This window comes from Streptomyces scabichelini (assembly GCF_011045015.1).
In the GTDB taxonomy this organism is placed as follows: domain Bacteria; phylum Actinomycetota; class Actinomycetes; order Streptomycetales; family Streptomycetaceae; genus Streptomyces; species Streptomyces scabichelini.
In genome coordinates this window covers 16939-34333 of the sequence record NZ_JAAKZY010000044.1, presented here as the reverse complement: position 1 = coordinate 34333, position 17395 = coordinate 16939, and the positions used below count along the sequence as shown (strand labels likewise).

Sequence of the window (17395 nt, the reverse complement as noted above, 5' to 3'; positions counted from 1 at the left end):
TCACCCATCGGTCGAGCCACAGCGGCAGCGTCACGCACCGATCGCGTGCAGACCGCCGTCCACGTGGATGATCTCGCCGGTGGTCTTCGGGAACCAGTCGCTCAGCAGGGCGACGATGCCGCGGCCTGCCGGCTCGGGGTCCTTGAGGTCCCACTCCAGGGGCGAACGGCTGTCCCACACCGAGGCCAGCTCGCTGAAGCCGGGAATGGACTTGGCGGCCATGGAGCCGATGGGGCCCGCGGAGATGAGGTTGCAGCGGATGTTCTGCTTGCCCAGGTCGCGCGCCATGTAGCGGCTGGTGGCCTCCAGGGCGGCCTTGGCCGGGCCCATCCAGTCGTACTGAGGCCAGGCGAACTGGGCGTCGAAGGTGAGGCCCACGACCGAGCCGCCGTTCTGCATCAGCGGCAGGCAGGACATGGTCAGCGACTTCAGGGAGAACGCGGAGACGTGCATGGCGGTGGCCACGGACTCGAACGGCGTGTTGAGGAAGTTGCCGCCGAGGGCGTCCTGCGGGGCGAAGCCGATGGAGTGCACCACGCCGTCCAGGCCGCCCAGCTCCTCGCCGACGATGTCGGCCAGTCGCCCGAGGTGCTCGTCGTTGCTGACGTCGAGCTCGATGACCTTGGTGGGCTTGGGGAGCTTCTTGGCGATGCGCTCGGTCAGCGTGGGCCGCGGGAACGCGGTCAGGATGATCTCGGCGCCCTGCTCCTGGGCCAGCTTGGCGGCGTGGAAGGCGATGGAGGACTCCATCAGCACACCGGTGATCAGGACGCGCTTGCCCTCGAGGATTCCGCTCATGATCAGTGACCCATTCCCAGTCCGCCGTCAACAGGGATGACGGCTCCAGTGATGTACGAGGCGTCGTCCGAGGCGAGGAACCGCACCGTCGCGGCGATCTCCTCGGGCTGCGCGTACCGGCCGAGCGGCACCTGCTTCACGATGCCCTCGCGCTGCTCGTCGGTGAGCACCTTGGTCATGTCGGTGTCGACGAAGCCCGGCGCGACGACGTTGAAGGTGATGTTGCGCGAGCCCAGCTCACGGGCGAGGGAGCGCGCGAAGCCGACGAGGCCCGCCTTGGACGCGGCGTAGTTCGCCTGGCCCGGCGAGCCCATGAGCCCGACGACCGAGGAGATCAGCACGACCCGGCCCTTCTTGGCGCGCAGCATGGCGCGGTTGGCCCGCTTCACGACCCGGAAGGTGCCCGTGAGGTTGGTGTCGAGGACCGACGTGAAGTCCTCCTCGGACATGCGCATCAGCAGCTGGTCCTTGGTGACGCCGGCGTTGGCGATCAGCACCTCGACCGGACCGTGCTCGGCCTCGATCTCCTTGTAGGCCTGCTCCACCTGCTCGGCGTCGGTGATGTCGCACTTGACGGCGAGGAAGCCGGCCGGCGGCTCGCCCAAGCGGTACGTGATCGCGACCTTGTCGCCTGCGTCGGCGAAGGCGCGGGCGATGGCGAGGCCGATGCCCCGGTTTCCTCCGGTGACGAGAACCGAGCGGCTCAACGGATCACCCTTTCGATAGCCGGTCTGGTACCTCGAAAACCTATCGTTGCCGCCCCCCTTGCGGAGAATCGAGCACCGACAGTGGCGTACGGGACTCGCTGTCGGATTCCTACATAAACGTGTGGCCGCCAGGCCGGTCGCGCGACATGATCGGACCTGACAGGCGACGACAGCAGGGAGACCCCCGTGCCTCATTCCATCGACGAAGCCTTCACGGCGCTGCCACTCAGGTCCTTGGCCGACGCCGCGCTCGCCCGGGCCCGGGCGCTGGGCGCCGAGCACGCCGACTTCCGGTTCGAGCGGGTACGCAGCGCGGCCTGGCGGCTGCGGGACGCGAAGCCCTCGGGGTCGTCGGACACGACCGATCTGGGGTTCGCGGTGCGGGTGGTGCACGGCGGGACCTGGGGGTTCGCGTCCGGGGTGGACATGACGATGGACGCCGCCGCGAAGGTCGCCTCGCAGGCCGTGGCGATGGCGAAGCTCTCCGCCCAGGTGATCAAGGCGGCGGGCTCCGACGAGCGCGTCGAGCTGGCCGATGAGCCCGTGCACGCCGAGCAGACCTGGGTCTCCTCGTACGAGATCGATCCCTTCTCCGTGCCGGACGACGAGAAGGTGGGGCTGCTCACGGACTGGAGCGCGCGGCTGCTCGCGGCCGACGGGGTCAGCCATGTGGACGCCTCACTGCTCACGGTGCACGAAAACAAGTTCTATGCCGACACGGCGGGCACCGTCACCACCCAGCAGCGCGTACGGCTGCATCCGCAGCTCACCGCCGTCGCGGTCGACGAGTCGAGCGGCGAGTTCGACTCGATGCGGACGATCGCGCCGCCGGTCGGGCGCGGCTGGGAGTACCTGACGGGCACCGGCTGGGACTGGGAGTCCGAGCTGGCCCGGATCCCGGAGCTGCTCGCCGAGAAGATGCGGGCGCCGAGCGTCGAGGCGGGCGTGTACGACCTGGTCGTCGACCCGTCCAACCTGTGGCTGACGATCCACGAGTCCATCGGGCACGCCACCGAACTGGACCGCGCGCTCGGCTACGAGGCCGCGTACGCCGGGACGTCCTTCGCCACCTTCGACCAGCTGGGCAAGCTGAAGTACGGCTCCGAGCTGATGAACGTCACGGGCGACCGGACCGCCGAGCACGGGCTCGCGACGATCGGGTACGACGATGAGGGCGTCGAAGGGCAGTCCTGGGACCTGGTGAAGGACGGCACCCTGGTCGGTTATCAACTCGACCGCAGAATCGCGAAGTTGACCGGGTTCGAGCGGTCCAACGGCTGCGCGTACGCCGACTCCCCCGGTCATGTGCCGGTGCAGCGCATGGCGAACGTGTCGCTCCGGCCGGATCCGGGCGGGCTGTCCACCGAGGATCTGATCGGGGGCGTCGACCGCGGGATCTACGTCGTCGGCGACCGGTCCTGGTCCATCGACATGCAGCGCTACAACTTCCAGTTCACCGGGCAGCGGTTCTTCAAGATCGAGAACGGGCGGATCACGGGCCAGCTGCGCGATGTCGCGTACCAGGCGACGACCACCGACTTCTGGGGCTCGATGGCCGCGGTCGGCGGCCCGCAGACATACGTCCTGGGCGGCGCCTTCAACTGCGGCAAGGCCCAGCCGGGCCAGGTCGCGGCGGTCTCGCACGGCTGCCCGTCCGCCCTCTTCAAGGGCGTCAACATCCTCAACACCACGCAGGAGGCAGGTCGATGACGGTCAGCCCGGGACCCGGCTGGGGGTCCGGGGGTTATCCCCCGGGAAAGCACAGTCTCAACACCACGCAGGAGGCCGGTCGATGAGCGCGCGTACGAGCAAGCCGCACGAGGTCGTCGAGCGGGCCCTCGAGCTGTCCACCGCCGACGGCTGTGTCGTGATCGCGGACGAGTACTCGACCGCCAATCTGCGCTGGGCGGGCAACGCGCTCACCACGAACGGGGTCACGCGCGGGCGCACACTGACCGTCATCGCGACCGTCGACGGCAAGGAGGGCACCTCCTCCGGGGTCGTCTCGCGCTCGGCCGTGACGGCGGACGAGCTGGAGCCGCTGGTACGGGCCGCCGAGGCCGCGGCGCGGGGCGCGGGCCCCGCCGAGGACGCGCAGCCGCTGGTGACCGGGGTCGCGGAGTCCCCCGACTTCACGGACGCGCCCGCCGAGACCTCCTCGGGCGTCTTCGCGGACTTCGCCCCGGCGCTCGGCGAATCGTTCGCCCGCGCGCGTGAGGGCGGACGCGAGCTGTACGGCTTCGCCAACCACGAGTTCACGTCGAGCTATCTGGGTACGTCGACGGGGCTGCGCCTGCGGCACGACCAGCCCAACGGGACGCTGGAGCTGAACGCCAAGTCGCCGGACCGTACGCGCTCGGCGTGGGCGGGGCGGTCGACGCGGGACTTCAAGGACGTCGACCCGGCGGCGCTCGACGCGGAGCTGGCCACGCGGCTCGGCTGGGCCCAGCGGCGCATCGAGCTGCCCGCCGGGCGCTACGAGACGCTGCTGCCGCCGACCGCCGTCGCGGACCTGCTGATCTACCAGCTGTGGTCCTCGTCGGCCCGGGACGCGGCCGAGGGGCGGACGGTGTTCAGCAAGCCCGGAGGTACGCGCATCGGCGAGAAGCTCGCCGAGCTGCCCCTGACGCTGCGCAGCGACCCGAACGAGCCGGGCCTGGAGTGCGCGCCCTTCGTGCTGGCGCACTCCTCCGGGGACGACTCGTCGGTGTTCGACAACGGGCTGCCCCTTCGGGCCACCGAGTGGATCCGCGGGGGCGAACTCGCACATCTGACGAGCACCCGGCACAGCGCGGGCCTGACCGGACTGCCGGTGGCTCCCGGCATCAGCAACCTGGTGCTGGACGGCGGTGCGGACCGTTCCCTGGAGGAGATGGTCGCCGAGACGGAGCGGGGCTTGCTGCTGACCTGCCTCTGGTACATCCGCGAGGTCGACCCGGCGACGCTGCTGCTGACCGGGCTGACCCGGGACGGCGTCTATCTCGTGGAGAACGGCGAGGTCACGGGCGAGGTGAACAACTTCCGGTTCAACGAGTCGCCGGTGGACCTGCTGGGGCGGGCGACCGAGGCCGGGCGCACGGAAAAGACGCTGCCGCGCGAGTGGGGCGACTGGTTCACCAGGGCCGCGATGCCCGCCCTGCGCATCCCGGACTTCAATATGAGCTCGGTCAGCCAGGGCGTGTGACTCGGGGCGTATGACTCAGGGCGCACGGCCCGGGGCGTATCACGACGTGGCTCTGTCAGTCGCGGCGTATAACCTCGTAACTGGTTGTCACTCGACTGCCCGAAGATCATCCAAGGAGATACGAGAACCGTGACGGACATCGTCGACGAGCTGAAGTGGCGCGGGCTGATCGCCCTGTCCACTGACGAGGACGCTTTGCGCAAGGCGCTCGCGGACGGTCCCGTCACGTTCTATTGCGGCTTCGACCCGACGGCGGCCAGCCTGCACATCGGTCACCTGGTGCAGGTCCTCACCATGCGCCGCCTCCAGCTGGCGGGTCTGCGCCCGCTGGCGCTGGTGGGCGGGGCGACCGGCCAGATCGGCGACCCGCGCCCGACGGCCGAGCGCACGCTGAACGATCCGGAGACGGTCGCGAACTGGGTCAACCGGCTGCGCGGGCAGATCGAGCCGTTCCTGTCCTTCGAGGGCGAGAACGCCGCGGTGATGGTGAACAACCTGGACTGGACGGCCGGCATGTCGGCCATCGAGTTCCTGCGGGACATCGGCAAGCACTTCCGGGTCAACAAGATGCTGACGAAGGACTCGGTCGCCCGGCGTCTGGAGTCCGAGGAGGGCATCAGCTACACGGAGTTCAGCTACCAGCTGCTCCAGGGCATGGACTTCCTCGAGCTGTACCGCAGGTACGGCTGCACGCTCCAGCAGGGCGGCAGCGACCAGTGGGGCAACCTGACGGCGGGCCTCGACCTGATCCACCGCCTGGAGCCGCACGCCGAGGTCCACGCCATGGCGACACCGCTGATGACCAAGGCGGACGGCACCAAGTTCGGCAAGACCGAGGGCGGCGCCGTCTGGCTCGACGCCGAGATGACGACGCCGTACGCGTTCTACCAGTTCTGGCTGAACACGGACGACCGGGACATCTCGGCGTACATGCGGATCCTGTCCTTCAAGTCCCGCGAGGAGCTGGAGGAGCTGGAGAAGATCACCGAGGAGCGTCCGCAGGCCCGTACGGCCCAGCGCGCGCTGGCCGAGGAGCTGACGACGCTGGTGCACGGCGCGGACCAGACGGCCGCGGTGATCGCCGCGTCGCGCGCCCTCTTCGGCCAGGGTGAGCTGGGTGAGCTGGACGCGACGACGCTGAGTGCGGCGCTCTCCGAGGTGCCGCACATCCAGGTCGCCGAGCTCGGCCCGGTGGTCGACCTGTTCGCCGAGGTCGGCCTGGTGCCCAGCAAGTCGGCCGCGCGCCGCACGGTCAAGGAGGGCGGGGTCTACGTGAACAACGTCAAGGTCGCCGCCGAGGATGCCGTCCCGGCCAAGGAGGACCTGCTGCACGGGCGGTGGCTGGTGCTGCGGCGGGGCAAGAAGAACCTTGCGGCCGTGGAGGTCACGGCCGGCTGAGAGCTCGTACACGCGCGTACGCGAAGGGGGCGGTTCCCACTCCTGGGTCCGTCCCCTTCTGGACCCACCCTCTTCTGGACCCACCCCCGTCGCCGTACCGTCACGCCCTCTGTCTGCCGCCCCGCATCGACGTGTAGAGCATGTCGCCGAGGAAGACGATGACGACCGCGGCCCCGAGCTGGAGGCCGTGGCGGCCCCAGTCGATGCCGCGGGTCTCGTCGATGCCGATGCCACGGGCGATCGAGTTGCCCACGATGGCGCCGATCATTCCGAAGATCGTGGCCAGCCAGAGCGGACTGTGCTGCTTGCCCGGAATGATCGCCTTGGCCAGGAGGCCCAGCACGAAGCCGACGATGATGGCCCACAACCAGCCCATGGCTGCCTCCTGTACGGCTCTACGTGAGCATTACGCTCAGCTTTGGCCTGTCCGTCATACGACGCATGCCGGGCGCGGCCATACGCGGTACGGCGCAGTGGCCCCCGTCCGGAGAGGACGGGACCCGGTCTCGTAGGCAGCGCAGTCGCGGCGTAACGTGGGAGTTGTCCGGACCCGGTTTCCCGACCGTGTGCGGACGGTACGGACCGGTGAGCGTCCGACACAGGCGGGTGGTGGAACGTGATGCGGAAGCACAGCGAAGCCGAGGTCTTCCGGATCACGGGAGCCAGACAGGGGCTCGCCGACGACGTACGTGGCAGGCAGCGGCGCTATGTCATCTCGATGTCCGTCCGTACCCTCGCCGTGATCCTCGCGGCCACTCTCTGGAACGTCGAACGGCACGTCGCCATCGTCGCGTTGGTGCTCGGCGCCGTCCTTCCGTACATCTCCGTGGTGATCGCCAACGCGGGCCGCGAGAACGCGCCGTCGCTGCCGTCGACGTTCGTCACCATGCCCACCCGGCCGATGCTCTCGGCGCCCGGCCCGAACGACGCCGCGGAATCCGTCCCGGAAGACGTCGCGGCCGATTCCTCGGCAGGTGTCCAGGGCGAGCCGCACGACCGGACCTGACCGCTGCGGATCGGCTGCGACCGGAATTAACGACAGCACCAAGCTCAAGAAAAGCTCAGATCAATCATGTTGTTCCGGTCCCGGGCAGCGGGTTACCCGTGACATACTTCGTACGCGCTCCGCATCCCCCGTCGGAGCGACAGACCGACGCCGGGCAGCTCCCCCCGTGGCTGCTCGGCGTCGCCTTTTCCCCACCTGTTCCAGCCGTCGATCCAACCTGCGGCTAGGGTCGGGGACGTGATTCTGAACGTCCCCGGCTCCGATCCTTCCTCGCCCTCCTCCCCCATCTGCTCGGCCAAGGGCTGCCGGGCCGACGCGGTGTGGGTGCTCGCCTGGAACAACCCGAAGCTGCACACCCCGGACCGCCGCAAGACATGGCTGGCGTGCGAGGAGCACCGGGAGCACCTGTCCAAGTTCCTCGGTGTACGGGGATTCTTGAAGGACGTCGTGCTCCTTGAGGACTGGGAGGCCCCCAGCCCGGAGGCTTGACCGGGAAGGCCCCGAACCCGCAGGCTCAGCCGCCGATCGCCGACATGGGTCGCTGGGGCTGCACGAACGACGGGTCGTCCAGGCCGGCGCCCGCCTTCTTGCCCCACATCGCCAGCTTCCATATGCGGGCGATCTCCTCGTCGGAGGCGTCCGAGCGCAGAGCGGCCCGCAGGTCGGTCTCCTCCTGGGCGAAGAGACACGTGCGGACCTGGCCGTCGGCCGTCAGCCTCGTACGGTCGCAGGCCGAGCAGAACGGGCGGGTGACGGAGGCGATCACACCCACGCGGTGCGGGCCGCCGTCGACGACCCAGCGCTCGGCCGGGGCCGAGCCCCGCTTCTCGGAGCCCTCCTCGGTGAGCTCGAAGCGCGTACGCAGGGAGGCGAGGATGTCTCCTGCGGTGACCATGCCCTCGCGCTTCCAGCCGTGCTGGGCGTCGAGGGGCATCTGCTCTATGAAACGCAGCTCGTAGTCGTGCTCCACGGCCCAGGCCAGCAGGTCCGGGGCCTCGTCGTCGTTCAGGCCCGGCATCAGGACCGAGTTGACCTTGACCGGGTTCAGGCCCGCGTCGCGGGCGGCTTCGAGGCCTTCGAGGACGTCCTTGTGGCGGTCGCGGCGGGTGAGGGTCTTGAAGACGTCCGGGCGCAGGGTGTCCAGCGAGACGTTCACCCGGTCGAGGCCCGCGGCCTTCAGGGCGGGGGCGGTGCGCCTGAGGCCGATGCCGTTGGTGGTGAGGGACGTCTGGGGACGCGGCTCCAGCGCGGCCACTCGCTCCACGATGCCGACCAGGCCGGGACGCAGCAGGGGCTCACCGCCGGTGAAGCGGACCTCCTCGATGCCCAGGGAGGTGACCGCTATGTCGATGAGCCGGACGATCTCGTCATCCGTGAGCAGGTCGGGCTTGGCCAGCCACTGCAGGCCCTCCTCGGGCATGCAGTACGTGCACCGCAGATTGCAGCGGTCCGTCAGTGACACACGCAGGTCGGTGGCCACCCGGCCATAGGTGTCGATGAGCACGTGGGCCCCCTCCGCTCGCGCGAGCAACTGCTCATTCGAATCAGTTACCAGCGAGCCTACGTGACAGGACCGACAACGACGGCAGTCGGATCGCACGAGACGCGACGCGGCCGCGCCGTGAAGACCTCAGAGACGCTCCAGAGATCTACGACGCGGCCGCGCGGGAGGCGAACCTCAGTGGGCCTCAGTGGGCCCCGGTGCCGGTCAGCGAACGCACCTCCAGTTCGGCGTACTTGCCGGTGTCCGGCTCCTCCTTGGACAGGACGGTGCCGAGCCAGCCCATCAGGAAGCCGAACGGGATGGAGATGATGCCCGGGTTCTTCAGCGGGAACCACGCGAAGTCGACGTCCGGGAACATCGCCGTGGGGTCGCCGGAGACGACGGGCGAGAACAGCACCAGGCCGACGGCCACGATCAGACCGCCGTAGATCGACCACAGGGCGCCCTGGGTGGTGAACCGCTTCCAGAACAGGCTGTAGAGGATCGTCGGCAGGTTGGCGGAGGCGGCGACCGCGAAGGCGAGGGCGACGAGGCCTGCGACGTTCAGGTCGCGGGCGAGGGACCCCAGGAGGATGGAGACGGCGCCGATGCCGATGGTCGCCAGACGGGCCGCCCTGACCTCCTGCTTCTCGGTGGCCGTGCCCTTCTTGATGACGTTCGCGTAGATGTCGTGGGCGAACGAGGAGGACGAGGCGAGGGTGAGGCCGGCGACCACGGCGAGGATCGTCGCGAAGGCCACCGCGGAGATCGTGGCGAGCAGGATCGCGCCCCAGGCCGAGTCGACGCCGCCGAGGTGCAGGGCGAGCAGTGGCGCGGCCGTGTTGCCTGACTTGTTGGACGCGATGATCTCTTCCTGGGAGATCAGTGCCGCCGCTCCGAAGCCGAGCGCGATGGTCATCAGGTAGAAGCCGCCGATGATGCCGATCGCCCAGTTCACGGACTTCCGGGCGGCCTTGGCGTTGGGCACCGTGTAGAAGCGGATCAGGATGTGCGGCAGGCCGGCGGTGCCGAGCACCAGGGCGATGCCGAGCGAGATGAAGTCCAGCTTGGTGGTGCCGGTCGCGCCGTACTGGAGGCCGGGCTCCAGGAACGCCGAGCCCTTGCCGCTGTTCTCGGCGGCCGAGCCGAGCAGGTCGGAGATGTTGAAGTTGAACTTCAGCAGGACCAGGAAGGTGATCAGGATGGTGCCGCTGATGAGCAGCACGGCCTTGACCATCTGGACCCAGGTGGTGCCCTTCATGCCGCCGATGGAGACGTACACGATCATCAGGACGCCGACGAGGGCGACGATGAGGATCTTGCCTGCGTCGGAGGTGATGCCGAGCAGCAGCGAGACGAGGACGCCCGCGCCGGCCATCTGCGCCAGCAGGTAGAAGATCGACACGACGATCGTGGAAGTGCCTGCCGCGGTACGCACCGGGCGCTGGCGCATGCGGTACGCGAGGACGTCGCCCATCGTGTACCGGCCGGAGTTGCGCAGTGGCTCGGCGACCAGGAGCAGGGCCACCAGCCAGGCGACCAGGAAGCCGATGGAGTACAGGAAGCCGTCGTATCCGAAGAGGGCGATCGCGCCCGCGATGCCCAGGAAGGACGCGGCGGACATGTAGTCGCCGGATACGGCGAGTCCGTTCTGGAAGGCGCTGAACTGCCGTCCGCCCGCGTAGAAGTCGGCGGCGTCCTTGGTCTGCCGGCCCGCCCATACGGTGATGAAGAGGGTGGCGATGACGAAGGCGGCGAACAGGGAGATGATCAGCGGCCGGTGCTCGCTGGCCTCGTTCGCCGCGAGCTGCACCTCACTCGCCGCGAAGTGGGCCTGAGTGATCGCGGGGCTCATTCGCCGCCCTCCATCCGGGACTTGATCGCGTGGGCCTTGGGGTCGAGCTTGCTGGAGGAGTGCCGCTCGTACCACCAGGCGATGAGGAAGGTGGTGAGGAACTGGGCGAGACCGAAGACGAGGGCGACGTTGATGTTGCCGAACAGCTTGGTGCCCATGAAGCCGCCCGCGTAGTTCGACAGCAGGACGTACAGCAGGTACCAGCTGATGAAGCCGACAGTCAGCGGGAAGGCGAAGGAGCGGTGGGAGCGGCGTAGTTCACCGAACTCAGCGCTCTCCTGCACCTCGACGAACTCCTCGGTGGTGGGGAGGTGAGGCTCGGCTTTGGAGGGGGGCGGTGCGTCGGTAGCCACGTTGTCTCCTCGCGTTGCGGTTGCGGCGTCCGAATCGAAAGCGGGCAAAGGGGATTCAGGCGTCGGACTGGGTATGGACATGGTTCTTTTCTGACCTCACGGAGATGTGGATCACGTGGGCCGGGTGGCGATGCTAGGGCCTCCCGGGCGTGATCCAACAGGGGGCTCGCTGTGCTCGCGTCCCCTGCCCAAGGTCACGGAGCGATGCGAGAGCCGGTTCAACTCCGGGCAGTTCTTTCGGAAGTCATTTCCAGAAGTCGTTGCTGGCCAGGGATGACGGGAGATAGCTTCGCCCCTGCACCACTCAGTCATGTACCTGCCCGAGCGCCACCTGTGTTCGGGCCGGTTCCTTTTCCGGATGATGTGGAGACCCCATGGCTCATCTGCGCTCCAGACGCCGTCTCGCGCTTGCCGTGCCCGTCGTGCTGTCCCTCACCGCCTCGCTCGGCTTCCTGCCGGGCGTCGCCTCGGCGGCCCCGCTCGACGCCCCCGCCGTGGCGGCGGCGGACGGCCCGAACCTCGCGTACGTGGTCAACACGGGGACGGACCACCGCACGATCGAGTCCGTGAAGAAGGCGATAGCCAAGGCCGACGGCACGGTCGTCGCCACGTACCAGAAGATAGGCGTCATCGTCGTCCACTCGGCCAACCCGGCCTTCGGCAAGCAGATACGCGCCGTACGCGGGGTGCAGTCCGCGGGGGCGACCCGCACCACGCCGCTGACGGCGGCGGGGACGACGGACGAGGGCGCGGCGCAGTACCTGTCGGCCGCCGATGCCGCGAAGGCCGACGCCAGGAGCACCGCCGCCGAGGAGCCCCTCGAGGCCGACCAGTGGGATCTGCGCGCGATCGGCGCCGACAAGGCCGCGAAGATCAACCCGGGCAGCAAGAAGGTCACGGTCGCCGTGATCGACACGGGAGTTGACGACACCCACCCGGACCTCGCCCCGAACTTCTCCGCGTCCCAGTCGGCCAACTGTGCCGGCGGCGTGGCGGACACCAGCGAGGGCGCCTGGCGTCCGTACACCCCGGAGGACTACCACGGCACGCACGTGGCCGGTGAGATCGCCGCGGCCCGCAACGACGTCGGCGTGGCCGGTGTCGCGCCCGGCGTGAAGGTCTCCAGCATCAACGTGACCGACCGGGAGAACGGCCTCTTCTACCCGGAGAGCGTCGTCTGCGCCTTCGTGTTCGCCGCGGACCGCGGCGTCGAGATCACCAACAACAGCTACTACGTGGACCCGTGGCTCTACAACTGCATGGACGACCCCGACCAGCGGGCGATCGTCGACGCGGTGAACCGGGCCCAGCTGTACGCCCAGAAGAAGGGCACCCTCAACGTCGCCTCGGCGGGCAACTCCAACCACGACCTCGACTCGGACGCGATCGTCGACGACACCAGCCCCGACGACACGACGCCGGTCACCCGCACCATCGACCCGCACGAGTGCTTCGACGTGCCGACCCAGCTGCCGGGTGTCGTCACGGTCAGTGCGACCGGCGTCACGAGCGCCAAGTCGTACTACTCCACCTACGGCAAGGGCGCGATCGACATCGCGGCGCCTGGCGGAGACAAGTACCAGATCCCGGACACCCCGTCGAAGAACGGCCGGATCCTGTCCACCATGCCGAACAACCAGTACGCCTACCTGCAAGGCACATCGATGGCGTCGCCGCACGCCTCCGGTGTCGCCGCGCTCCTCAAGTCCAAGTACCCGTGGGCGACTCCGGGCCAGCTGCAGGCGCTGCTGAAGGCGCAGGCGGACAGCCAGGCCTGCCCGACCGACTACGACGGTGACGGCGACGGTGTCGTGGACGCCACCTGCGAGGGCGGCAAGCGCGTGAACGGCTTCTACGGCCACGGCATCGTCAACGCGTTGCGGGCGGTCAAGTAGGGGTTCAGGTACGCCACTTCGGGCGTACGCCGCTTTCGTGAGCCCACCTTGGACCGGGACCCGCACGGCCCGTACCGCTCTTACAGCGAACGAACTGGAGACAGCATGACAGCGCCCCACACGCGCTCCCGCCGCGCCATAGCGATCCCGCTCGGGATGGCCGTGGCGACGGCCCTCGCCTTCCTGCCGAACGCCAGCGCATCGGCGGCCCCTGCTGCCGACGACGACGTGCCGCTGCTCTCGGCGCTCTCGGCGAAGGCGACCTCGTTCAGCTATGTCGTCAACGTCCGCCCCGGCCACGGCACTTCCTCGTACGTGAAGAAGGCCATCACCAAGGCCGGCGGCACCGTCGTGACGTCGTACGACAAGATCGGCGTGATCGTCGTCCACTCGTCGAACGCCGACTTCGCCAAGACCATCCGCAAGGTGCGCGGTGTGGAGTCGGCGGGCGCGACGCGTACGGCGCCGCTGCCCGCGCAGTCCACGACCGATCTCGGCACGCCCAAGGTGCTCACCTCGGAGCAGGCCGCGGACGTCGAAGCGGCGGCCGGGCAGGACCCGTTGGAGCCCCTGCAGTGGGATCTGCCCGCCATCAAGGCGGACAAGGCGCACGAGAAGTCGCTCGGCAGCCGGGACGTCACCGTCGCCGTGATCGACACCGGCGTCGACGACACGCACCCCGACATCGCGCCGAACTTCGACCGCAAGGCATCGGTCAACTGCGTGACGGGCAAGCCGGACACGGCCGACGGGGCGTGGCGGCCGAGCGCCTCCGAGAGCCCGCACGGCACGCATGTCGCGGGTGAGATCGCGGCCGCCAAGAACGGCGTCGGCGTCACGGGTGTCGCGCCGGGCGTGAAGGTCTCCGGCATCAAGGTGTCCAACCCGGACGGCTTCTTCTACACGGAGGCCGTCGTCTGCGGCTTCATGTGGGCGGCCGAGCACGGCGTCGACGTGACGAACAACAGCTATTACACGGACCCGTGGTACTTCAACTGCAAGAACGACCCGGACCAGAAGGCCCTCGTGGAAGCCGTCTCCAGGGCCTCGCGGTACGCGGAGAAGAAGGGTGCGGTGAACGTCGCCGCGGCGGGCAACGAGAACTACGACCTCGCCGCGGACGAGATCACCGACCCGGTCTCGCCGAACGACTCCACGCCCTCGGAGCGCGTGATCGACCCGTCCGAGTGTCTTGACATCCCGACCCAGTTGCCGGGTGTCGTCACGGTCGCGTCGACGGGCGCGAAGGGCATCAAGTCGTCCTTCTCCAACCACGGCCTGGGCGTCATCGACATCGCAGCGCCCGGTGGCGACTCGACGGCGTACCAGACCCCGGCGCCGCCCGCCACCAGCGGCCTCATCCTGGGCCCGGTGCCCGGCGGCAAGTGGGGCTACATGGCCGGTACGTCGATGGCCTCCCCGCACGTCGCGGGCGTGGCCGCGCTCATCAAGTCGACGCACCCGTACGCCCCGCCGGCACTGGTGAAGGCCCTCCTGTACGCGGAGGCCGACGCCACGCCGTGCACCGACCCGTACGACATCGACGGCGACGGCAAGATCGACGCGGTCTGCGAGGGCGGCAAGAACCGCAACGGCTTCTACGGCGCGGGCATGGCGGACGCGCTGGACGCGGTGACCAAGTAGAGCTCTGGTGACCAAGTAGGGCTTTTGTGGACTATCCGGGCCGGGCGGGGAATCCGCCCGGCCCGGCTGTGTCGTACGGCAGGATCTCGATCACGCTCGAGTACGAAGATCCCGCCACGTGGACAGCGGCGAGGTTCCGCGGGCCCGGTCTGAGTCGTGCAGACGGCCGGAAGCGTATGAAAGGGCGGAATTCCGTTCCGCCAGTTGTTGTCCAGGACTTGCCCGGATCTGAACGACTGGTGAAGATCCTGAGGTGAGTTCGATAAGACCGACTGCCGACGCGGCAGGCGAGACGGGCACGGCACGGGTGACCACGGCCGGCACCCGCCGCGCCGTCGCCGTCCTCGCCCTGGTGGCCCTCGCCGCGTTGATCCCGCTGCTCGGGCCGCCCACCGCCCTGCGCGGCACGGGCGAGGCCACCCCACCCGCCGCCGGCGGGATCGCCCTCCTGCGTACGGTCCTGTTCGCGGCGCTGTGCGTCTCGGCGGGCGAACTCTTCGCCGCCCGGCTGGCCCGCCGTGTGCCGGCCGCTCCCATAGAGGACGCCCCCCTGGCGGACGCGCCCCGTAGCTGGGCCCCCGCCGCCGCGGCCGCCGGCTTCGTCGCCGCGCTCGGCCTCGCCTCGGTCGTGGCCACCGGCAACCTGCTGCCGCGCAGCCTCTCCGACATGGACATCGGCGGCCTCTACCAGACCCGGGACGGCGCGCTCGCCCTCCTGGAGGTCAACGCGTTCGTCGTGGCGGGCCTGTGCGCCCTGTCGCGCCGCCCGGCGGCCCAGGCATGGCCGCTCGCCGCGGTGGCCGTCGCGGAGGCGCTGCGCGCCCACCCCACCACCGAGGACAGCCCGCTGATCGGCTCGGGCCTGACGCTCGTCCATGTGACGTGCGCGGCCCTGTGGGTGGGCGGTCTGCTGCACGTCCTGCGCATACTGCGGCGCGGCCGCGATTCCGAGGCGGGTGCCGCCCTGCTCGGGCTCTACGCGCGCGTGGCCGCCGTTCTGCTCGCCGCCATCACCTTGACGGGTGTATTCAGCACCCTGCGCCGGATGCCGCCCGGCACGGTCCTGGAGCAGCTGACGACGACGGCGTACGGGCGCACCCTGTTCGCCAAGGTGCTCCTCGTGGTCGCCGTCGCCGTCCTCGCCCTGTGCGCGCGCCGACGCCTGCGGCGGGCGGCCGACCCGCTCACCGCCTACTCCCCCGCGCGCGCGGAGGTCGTCGCTCTGGGGGCGGTGGTCGCGGTCTCGGCGGTGCTGACGGCGCTGCCGGTGCCGATTCGCTGGTGACGGGCGTCGGCTGGTGACGGAGTGTCAACTGGTGATGAGTGAGGTCAGCCGGTGACGGGTGAGGTCAGCCGGTGGCCATAGGCCTTGAGGACGGCCCGCTTCTCCATCACTCCACGAACCAGTAGGAACTGTGCGGCCACATAGGTGGCCATGATCCAGAACTCGGGCCGCGGGAGCTGCGGCCACTCGGCGGCTCCGGTCGCGATGAGTGTGTCCGAAAGCATGAAGAGGGCGCCGCCGAGTGCCGCGATGCGGCCGAGCCGGGTTGCCCCGTACGCCATGGCGGCGAGCAGCACGCTGTAGCCGGCGACGGGGAGGCGCAGCTCGGGGGGCAGGTCCGGCCACAGGAGCGCGACGGTGGTGAGGAGGGCGACGCCGTAGCCGCCCGCGAGCCATGCTCCACGCGCGCGTGAGGCGTTCCCTTCGACGCGTGAGCCGCTCCATTTGACGCGTGAGCGGCCTTTGAAGAGCAGCAGGTAGCACACATGGCCCGCTCCGAAGGACGCCATCCCGGCCAGGAAAGCCGCATCGGTGTCGGAGAGGAGCAGTACGTCCCCGCCCCACCCGAAGAGCAGGCCCACGATGAGCAGCCGGGGTCCTCCGAGCAGGCCCACGTAGGCGGCGAGCAGGGGCATCAGGAACGGTTTGGCCAGGGCGTGTCCCGTGCCGTACCCGGCCGCCAGGGAGACGAGGTCGGCGACGGCCATGAGGGTGAAGGTGCCGAGGAGCACGCGCGCGTGGCGTGGGCTCACGCGGCGGGCTCCGTGACCTGCTTCTCGGCCGCCGTGGGCGCCGCCGGCTGCCATCCCGGCCCCCGGAACACCCGCCCCGCCCGCTCACGCCAGCTGTCCGCCGCTCGCAGGTCCCTGGCGATGGCGGCGTACTCGTGCGTCGCGACACGCAGGGGGTTGTATGTGGTGATGTTCTTCGTCAGCCCGTACACCGGCCGCTCGGTCTCCGGGACGAACGAACCGAACAGCCGGTCCCAGACGATGAGGATGCCGCCGAAGTTCCGGTCCAGATAGCCCCCTTGGGAGGCGTGGTGGACGCGATGGTGGGACGGCGTGTTGAAGACGAACTCGAAGGCGGGGTGCAGCTTCCCGATGCGCTCGGTGTGGATCCAGAACTGGTACACGAGGTTCGCGGACGAACAGAACGCGAGCGCGGCCGGATGCACGCCGAGGGCGACGAGAGGAACGTAGAACGGCCAGACGGTCCAGGTCGTCCACGGCTGCCGCAACGCGGTGGTGAGGTTGAACTTCCGGCTGGAGTGGTGCACGACGTGACAGGCCCAGAGGATCCGTATCACGTGATGTCCGCGGTGCGACCAGTAGTAGAAGAAGTCCTGCGCGAGCAGCATCAGTGGCACGGTCCACCACAGAACGGGCACGCGCAGGGGCGTCAGTTCGTAGATCGCCGTGTAGATGGCGACGATCGGAATCTTCCACAGCAGGTCGAAGCCCAGACTGCCGAGCCCCATGCCGACACTCGTCACGGCGTCCTTCACTTCGTACCCCGCCGCGTCTTCATCCGGATGAATCCGGACACTCATCATTTCGACAACGGTGAGCAGCACAAAGGCGGGTATCGACCACAGCACGACATCGGGCAGGTTCGGCATGGCTGCACCGTAGAGCGGCCGGCGAGCTGCGGCCAGACGTTGTTACCCACAAGTATTACCAGGGTACGCGCTTGCTTCTTGGCCATGTCCGCCAAGAGCCGTGCGCCCCGGCCTACGATGCGAAGTCCCGCCACCGGGCAATCCGACCACCGGGCAATCGACGGGC

The 17395-nt window shown here is 69.2% G+C and carries 16 protein-coding genes; 8 read left to right on the top strand and 8 right to left on the bottom strand.

Annotation, left to right across the window (positions count from 1 at the left end; translation table 11 throughout):
- Nucleotides 1-30: 30 nt before the first annotated feature.
- Both fabI and fabG read right to left on the bottom strand, forming a co-directional pair.
- Nucleotides 31-798, bottom strand: a complete 768-nt coding sequence (fabI, locus tag G5C60_RS16310) for an enoyl-ACP reductase FabI (protein WP_165259769.1) — start codon at nucleotides 796-798, stop codon at nucleotides 31-33.
- A 2-nt stretch (nucleotides 799-800) separates the two neighbouring features.
- Nucleotides 801-1505 (bottom strand): 3-oxoacyl-[acyl-carrier-protein] reductase, encoded by a 705-nt coding sequence (fabG, locus tag G5C60_RS16305; RefSeq protein ID WP_165259767.1) that lies wholly within the window; start codon nucleotides 1503-1505, stop codon nucleotides 801-803.
- 186 nt (nucleotides 1506-1691) lie between these two features.
- Here fabG and G5C60_RS16300 point away from each other — a divergent pair, with 186 nt between their 5' ends.
- The 3 genes from G5C60_RS16300 (at nucleotide 1692) to tyrS (ending at nucleotide 6087) form a co-directional block, all read left to right on the top strand.
- Nucleotides 1692-3215: a metallopeptidase TldD-related protein gene (locus G5C60_RS16300; RefSeq protein WP_165259765.1), complete on the top strand. Its 1524-nt coding sequence runs from the start codon at nucleotides 1692-1694 to the stop codon at nucleotides 3213-3215.
- An 82-nt stretch (nucleotides 3216-3297) separates the two neighbouring features.
- Complete coding sequence (locus G5C60_RS16295) at nucleotides 3298-4689, top strand: metallopeptidase TldD-related protein (RefSeq protein WP_165259763.1); 1392 nt, start codon at nucleotides 3298-3300, stop codon at nucleotides 4687-4689.
- A gap of 129 nt (nucleotides 4690-4818) precedes the next feature.
- The gene (gene tyrS / locus G5C60_RS16290) at nucleotides 4819-6087 is read left to right on the top strand and encodes a tyrosine--tRNA ligase (protein WP_165259761.1); all 1269 of its coding nucleotides are present in this window, start codon (nucleotides 4819-4821) and stop codon (nucleotides 6085-6087) included.
- Between the two features lie 100 nt (nucleotides 6088-6187).
- Here the strand turns inward: tyrS and G5C60_RS16285 are convergent, their stop codons facing one another.
- Nucleotides 6188-6463 carry a GlsB/YeaQ/YmgE family stress response membrane protein gene (locus tag G5C60_RS16285; protein ID WP_165259759.1) on the bottom strand — a complete coding sequence of 92 codons (276 nt, stop codon included), beginning with the start codon at nucleotides 6461-6463 and terminating at the stop codon, nucleotides 6188-6190.
- 243 nt (nucleotides 6464-6706) lie between these two features.
- Here G5C60_RS16285 and G5C60_RS16280 point away from each other — a divergent pair, with 243 nt between their 5' ends.
- Both G5C60_RS16280 and G5C60_RS16275 read left to right on the top strand, forming a co-directional pair.
- A complete protein-coding gene (locus tag G5C60_RS16280; RefSeq protein ID WP_206439597.1) occupies nucleotides 6707-7093 on the top strand; it encodes a DUF3099 domain-containing protein in 387 nt (128 codons plus the stop codon).
- Nucleotides 7094-7330: 237 nt separating this feature from the next.
- A complete protein-coding gene (locus tag G5C60_RS16275) occupies nucleotides 7331-7582 on the top strand; it encodes a hypothetical protein (RefSeq protein WP_165259755.1) in 252 nt (83 codons plus the stop codon).
- Nucleotides 7583-7607: 25 nt separating this feature from the next.
- On the opposite strand, the gene moaA is transcribed toward G5C60_RS16275, so the two are convergent.
- The 3 genes from moaA to G5C60_RS16260 form a co-directional block, all read right to left on the bottom strand.
- Complete coding sequence (gene moaA / locus G5C60_RS16270) at nucleotides 7608-8597, bottom strand: GTP 3',8-cyclase MoaA (RefSeq protein ID WP_338145837.1); 990 nt, start codon at nucleotides 8595-8597, stop codon at nucleotides 7608-7610.
- A gap of 184 nt (nucleotides 8598-8781) precedes the next feature.
- Nucleotides 8782-10431 carry a solute symporter family protein gene (locus tag G5C60_RS16265; protein ID WP_165259750.1) on the bottom strand — a complete coding sequence of 550 codons (1650 nt, stop codon included), beginning with the start codon at nucleotides 10429-10431 and terminating at the stop codon, nucleotides 8782-8784.
- A complete protein-coding gene (locus tag G5C60_RS16260) occupies nucleotides 10428-10784 on the bottom strand; it encodes a DUF485 domain-containing protein (protein ID WP_165259748.1) in 357 nt (118 codons plus the stop codon). The genes G5C60_RS16265 and G5C60_RS16260 overlap by 4 nt, the downstream gene beginning before the upstream one ends.
- A gap of 374 nt (nucleotides 10785-11158) precedes the next feature.
- Between G5C60_RS16260 and G5C60_RS16255 the strand changes: the two genes are divergently transcribed.
- From G5C60_RS16255 to G5C60_RS16245, 3 genes are all read left to right on the top strand, one after another.
- Nucleotides 11159-12679: a S8 family peptidase gene (locus G5C60_RS16255; RefSeq protein ID WP_165259746.1), complete on the top strand. Its 1521-nt coding sequence runs from the start codon at nucleotides 11159-11161 to the stop codon at nucleotides 12677-12679.
- Between the two features lie 105 nt (nucleotides 12680-12784).
- Nucleotides 12785-14323, top strand: a complete 1539-nt coding sequence (locus tag G5C60_RS16250; RefSeq protein WP_165259744.1) for a S8 family peptidase — start codon at nucleotides 12785-12787, stop codon at nucleotides 14321-14323.
- Nucleotides 14324-14576: 253 nt separating this feature from the next.
- Complete coding sequence (locus tag G5C60_RS16245; protein WP_165259742.1) at nucleotides 14577-15608, top strand: CopD family protein; 1032 nt, start codon at nucleotides 14577-14579, stop codon at nucleotides 15606-15608.
- Nucleotides 15609-15652: 44 nt separating this feature from the next.
- Here the strand turns inward: G5C60_RS16245 and G5C60_RS16240 are convergent, their stop codons facing one another.
- Both G5C60_RS16240 and G5C60_RS16235 read right to left on the bottom strand, forming a co-directional pair.
- Nucleotides 15653-16360: a lysoplasmalogenase gene (locus tag G5C60_RS16240; RefSeq protein ID WP_338145836.1), complete on the bottom strand. Its 708-nt coding sequence runs from the start codon at nucleotides 16358-16360 to the stop codon at nucleotides 15653-15655.
- On the bottom strand, nucleotides 16357-17229 hold the full coding sequence (locus tag G5C60_RS16235; RefSeq protein ID WP_165259738.1) for a sterol desaturase family protein: 873 nt from the start codon (nucleotides 17227-17229) through the stop codon (nucleotides 16357-16359). The genes G5C60_RS16240 and G5C60_RS16235 overlap by 4 nt, the downstream gene beginning before the upstream one ends.
- Nucleotides 17230-17395 lie beyond the last annotated feature (166 nt).

What these genes read in the sequence shown, in the direction of transcription:
- fabI (WP_165259769.1), bottom strand. Translation starts at nt 798, where the DNA reads ATGAGCGGAATCCTCGAGGGCAAGCGCGTCCTGATCACCGGTGTGCTG.
- G5C60_RS16295 (WP_165259763.1), top strand. Translation starts at nt 3,298, where the DNA reads ATGAGCGCGCGTACGAGCAAGCCGCACGAGGTCGTCGAGCGGGCCCTC.
- G5C60_RS16285 (WP_165259759.1), bottom strand. Translation starts at nt 6,463, where the DNA reads ATGGGCTGGTTGTGGGCCATCATCGTCGGCTTCGTGCTGGGCCTCCTG.
- G5C60_RS16280 (WP_206439597.1), top strand. Translation starts at nt 6,707, where the DNA reads ATGCGGAAGCACAGCGAAGCCGAGGTCTTCCGGATCACGGGAGCCAGA.
- G5C60_RS16265 (WP_165259750.1), bottom strand. Translation starts at nt 10,431, where the DNA reads ATGAGCCCCGCGATCACTCAGGCCCACTTCGCGGCGAGTGAGGTGCAG.
- G5C60_RS16255 (WP_165259746.1), top strand. Translation starts at nt 11,159, where the DNA reads ATGGCTCATCTGCGCTCCAGACGCCGTCTCGCGCTTGCCGTGCCCGTC.
- G5C60_RS16250 (WP_165259744.1), top strand. Translation starts at nt 12,785, where the DNA reads ATGACAGCGCCCCACACGCGCTCCCGCCGCGCCATAGCGATCCCGCTC.
- G5C60_RS16235 (WP_165259738.1), bottom strand. Translation starts at nt 17,229, where the DNA reads ATGCCGAACCTGCCCGATGTCGTGCTGTGGTCGATACCCGCCTTTGTG.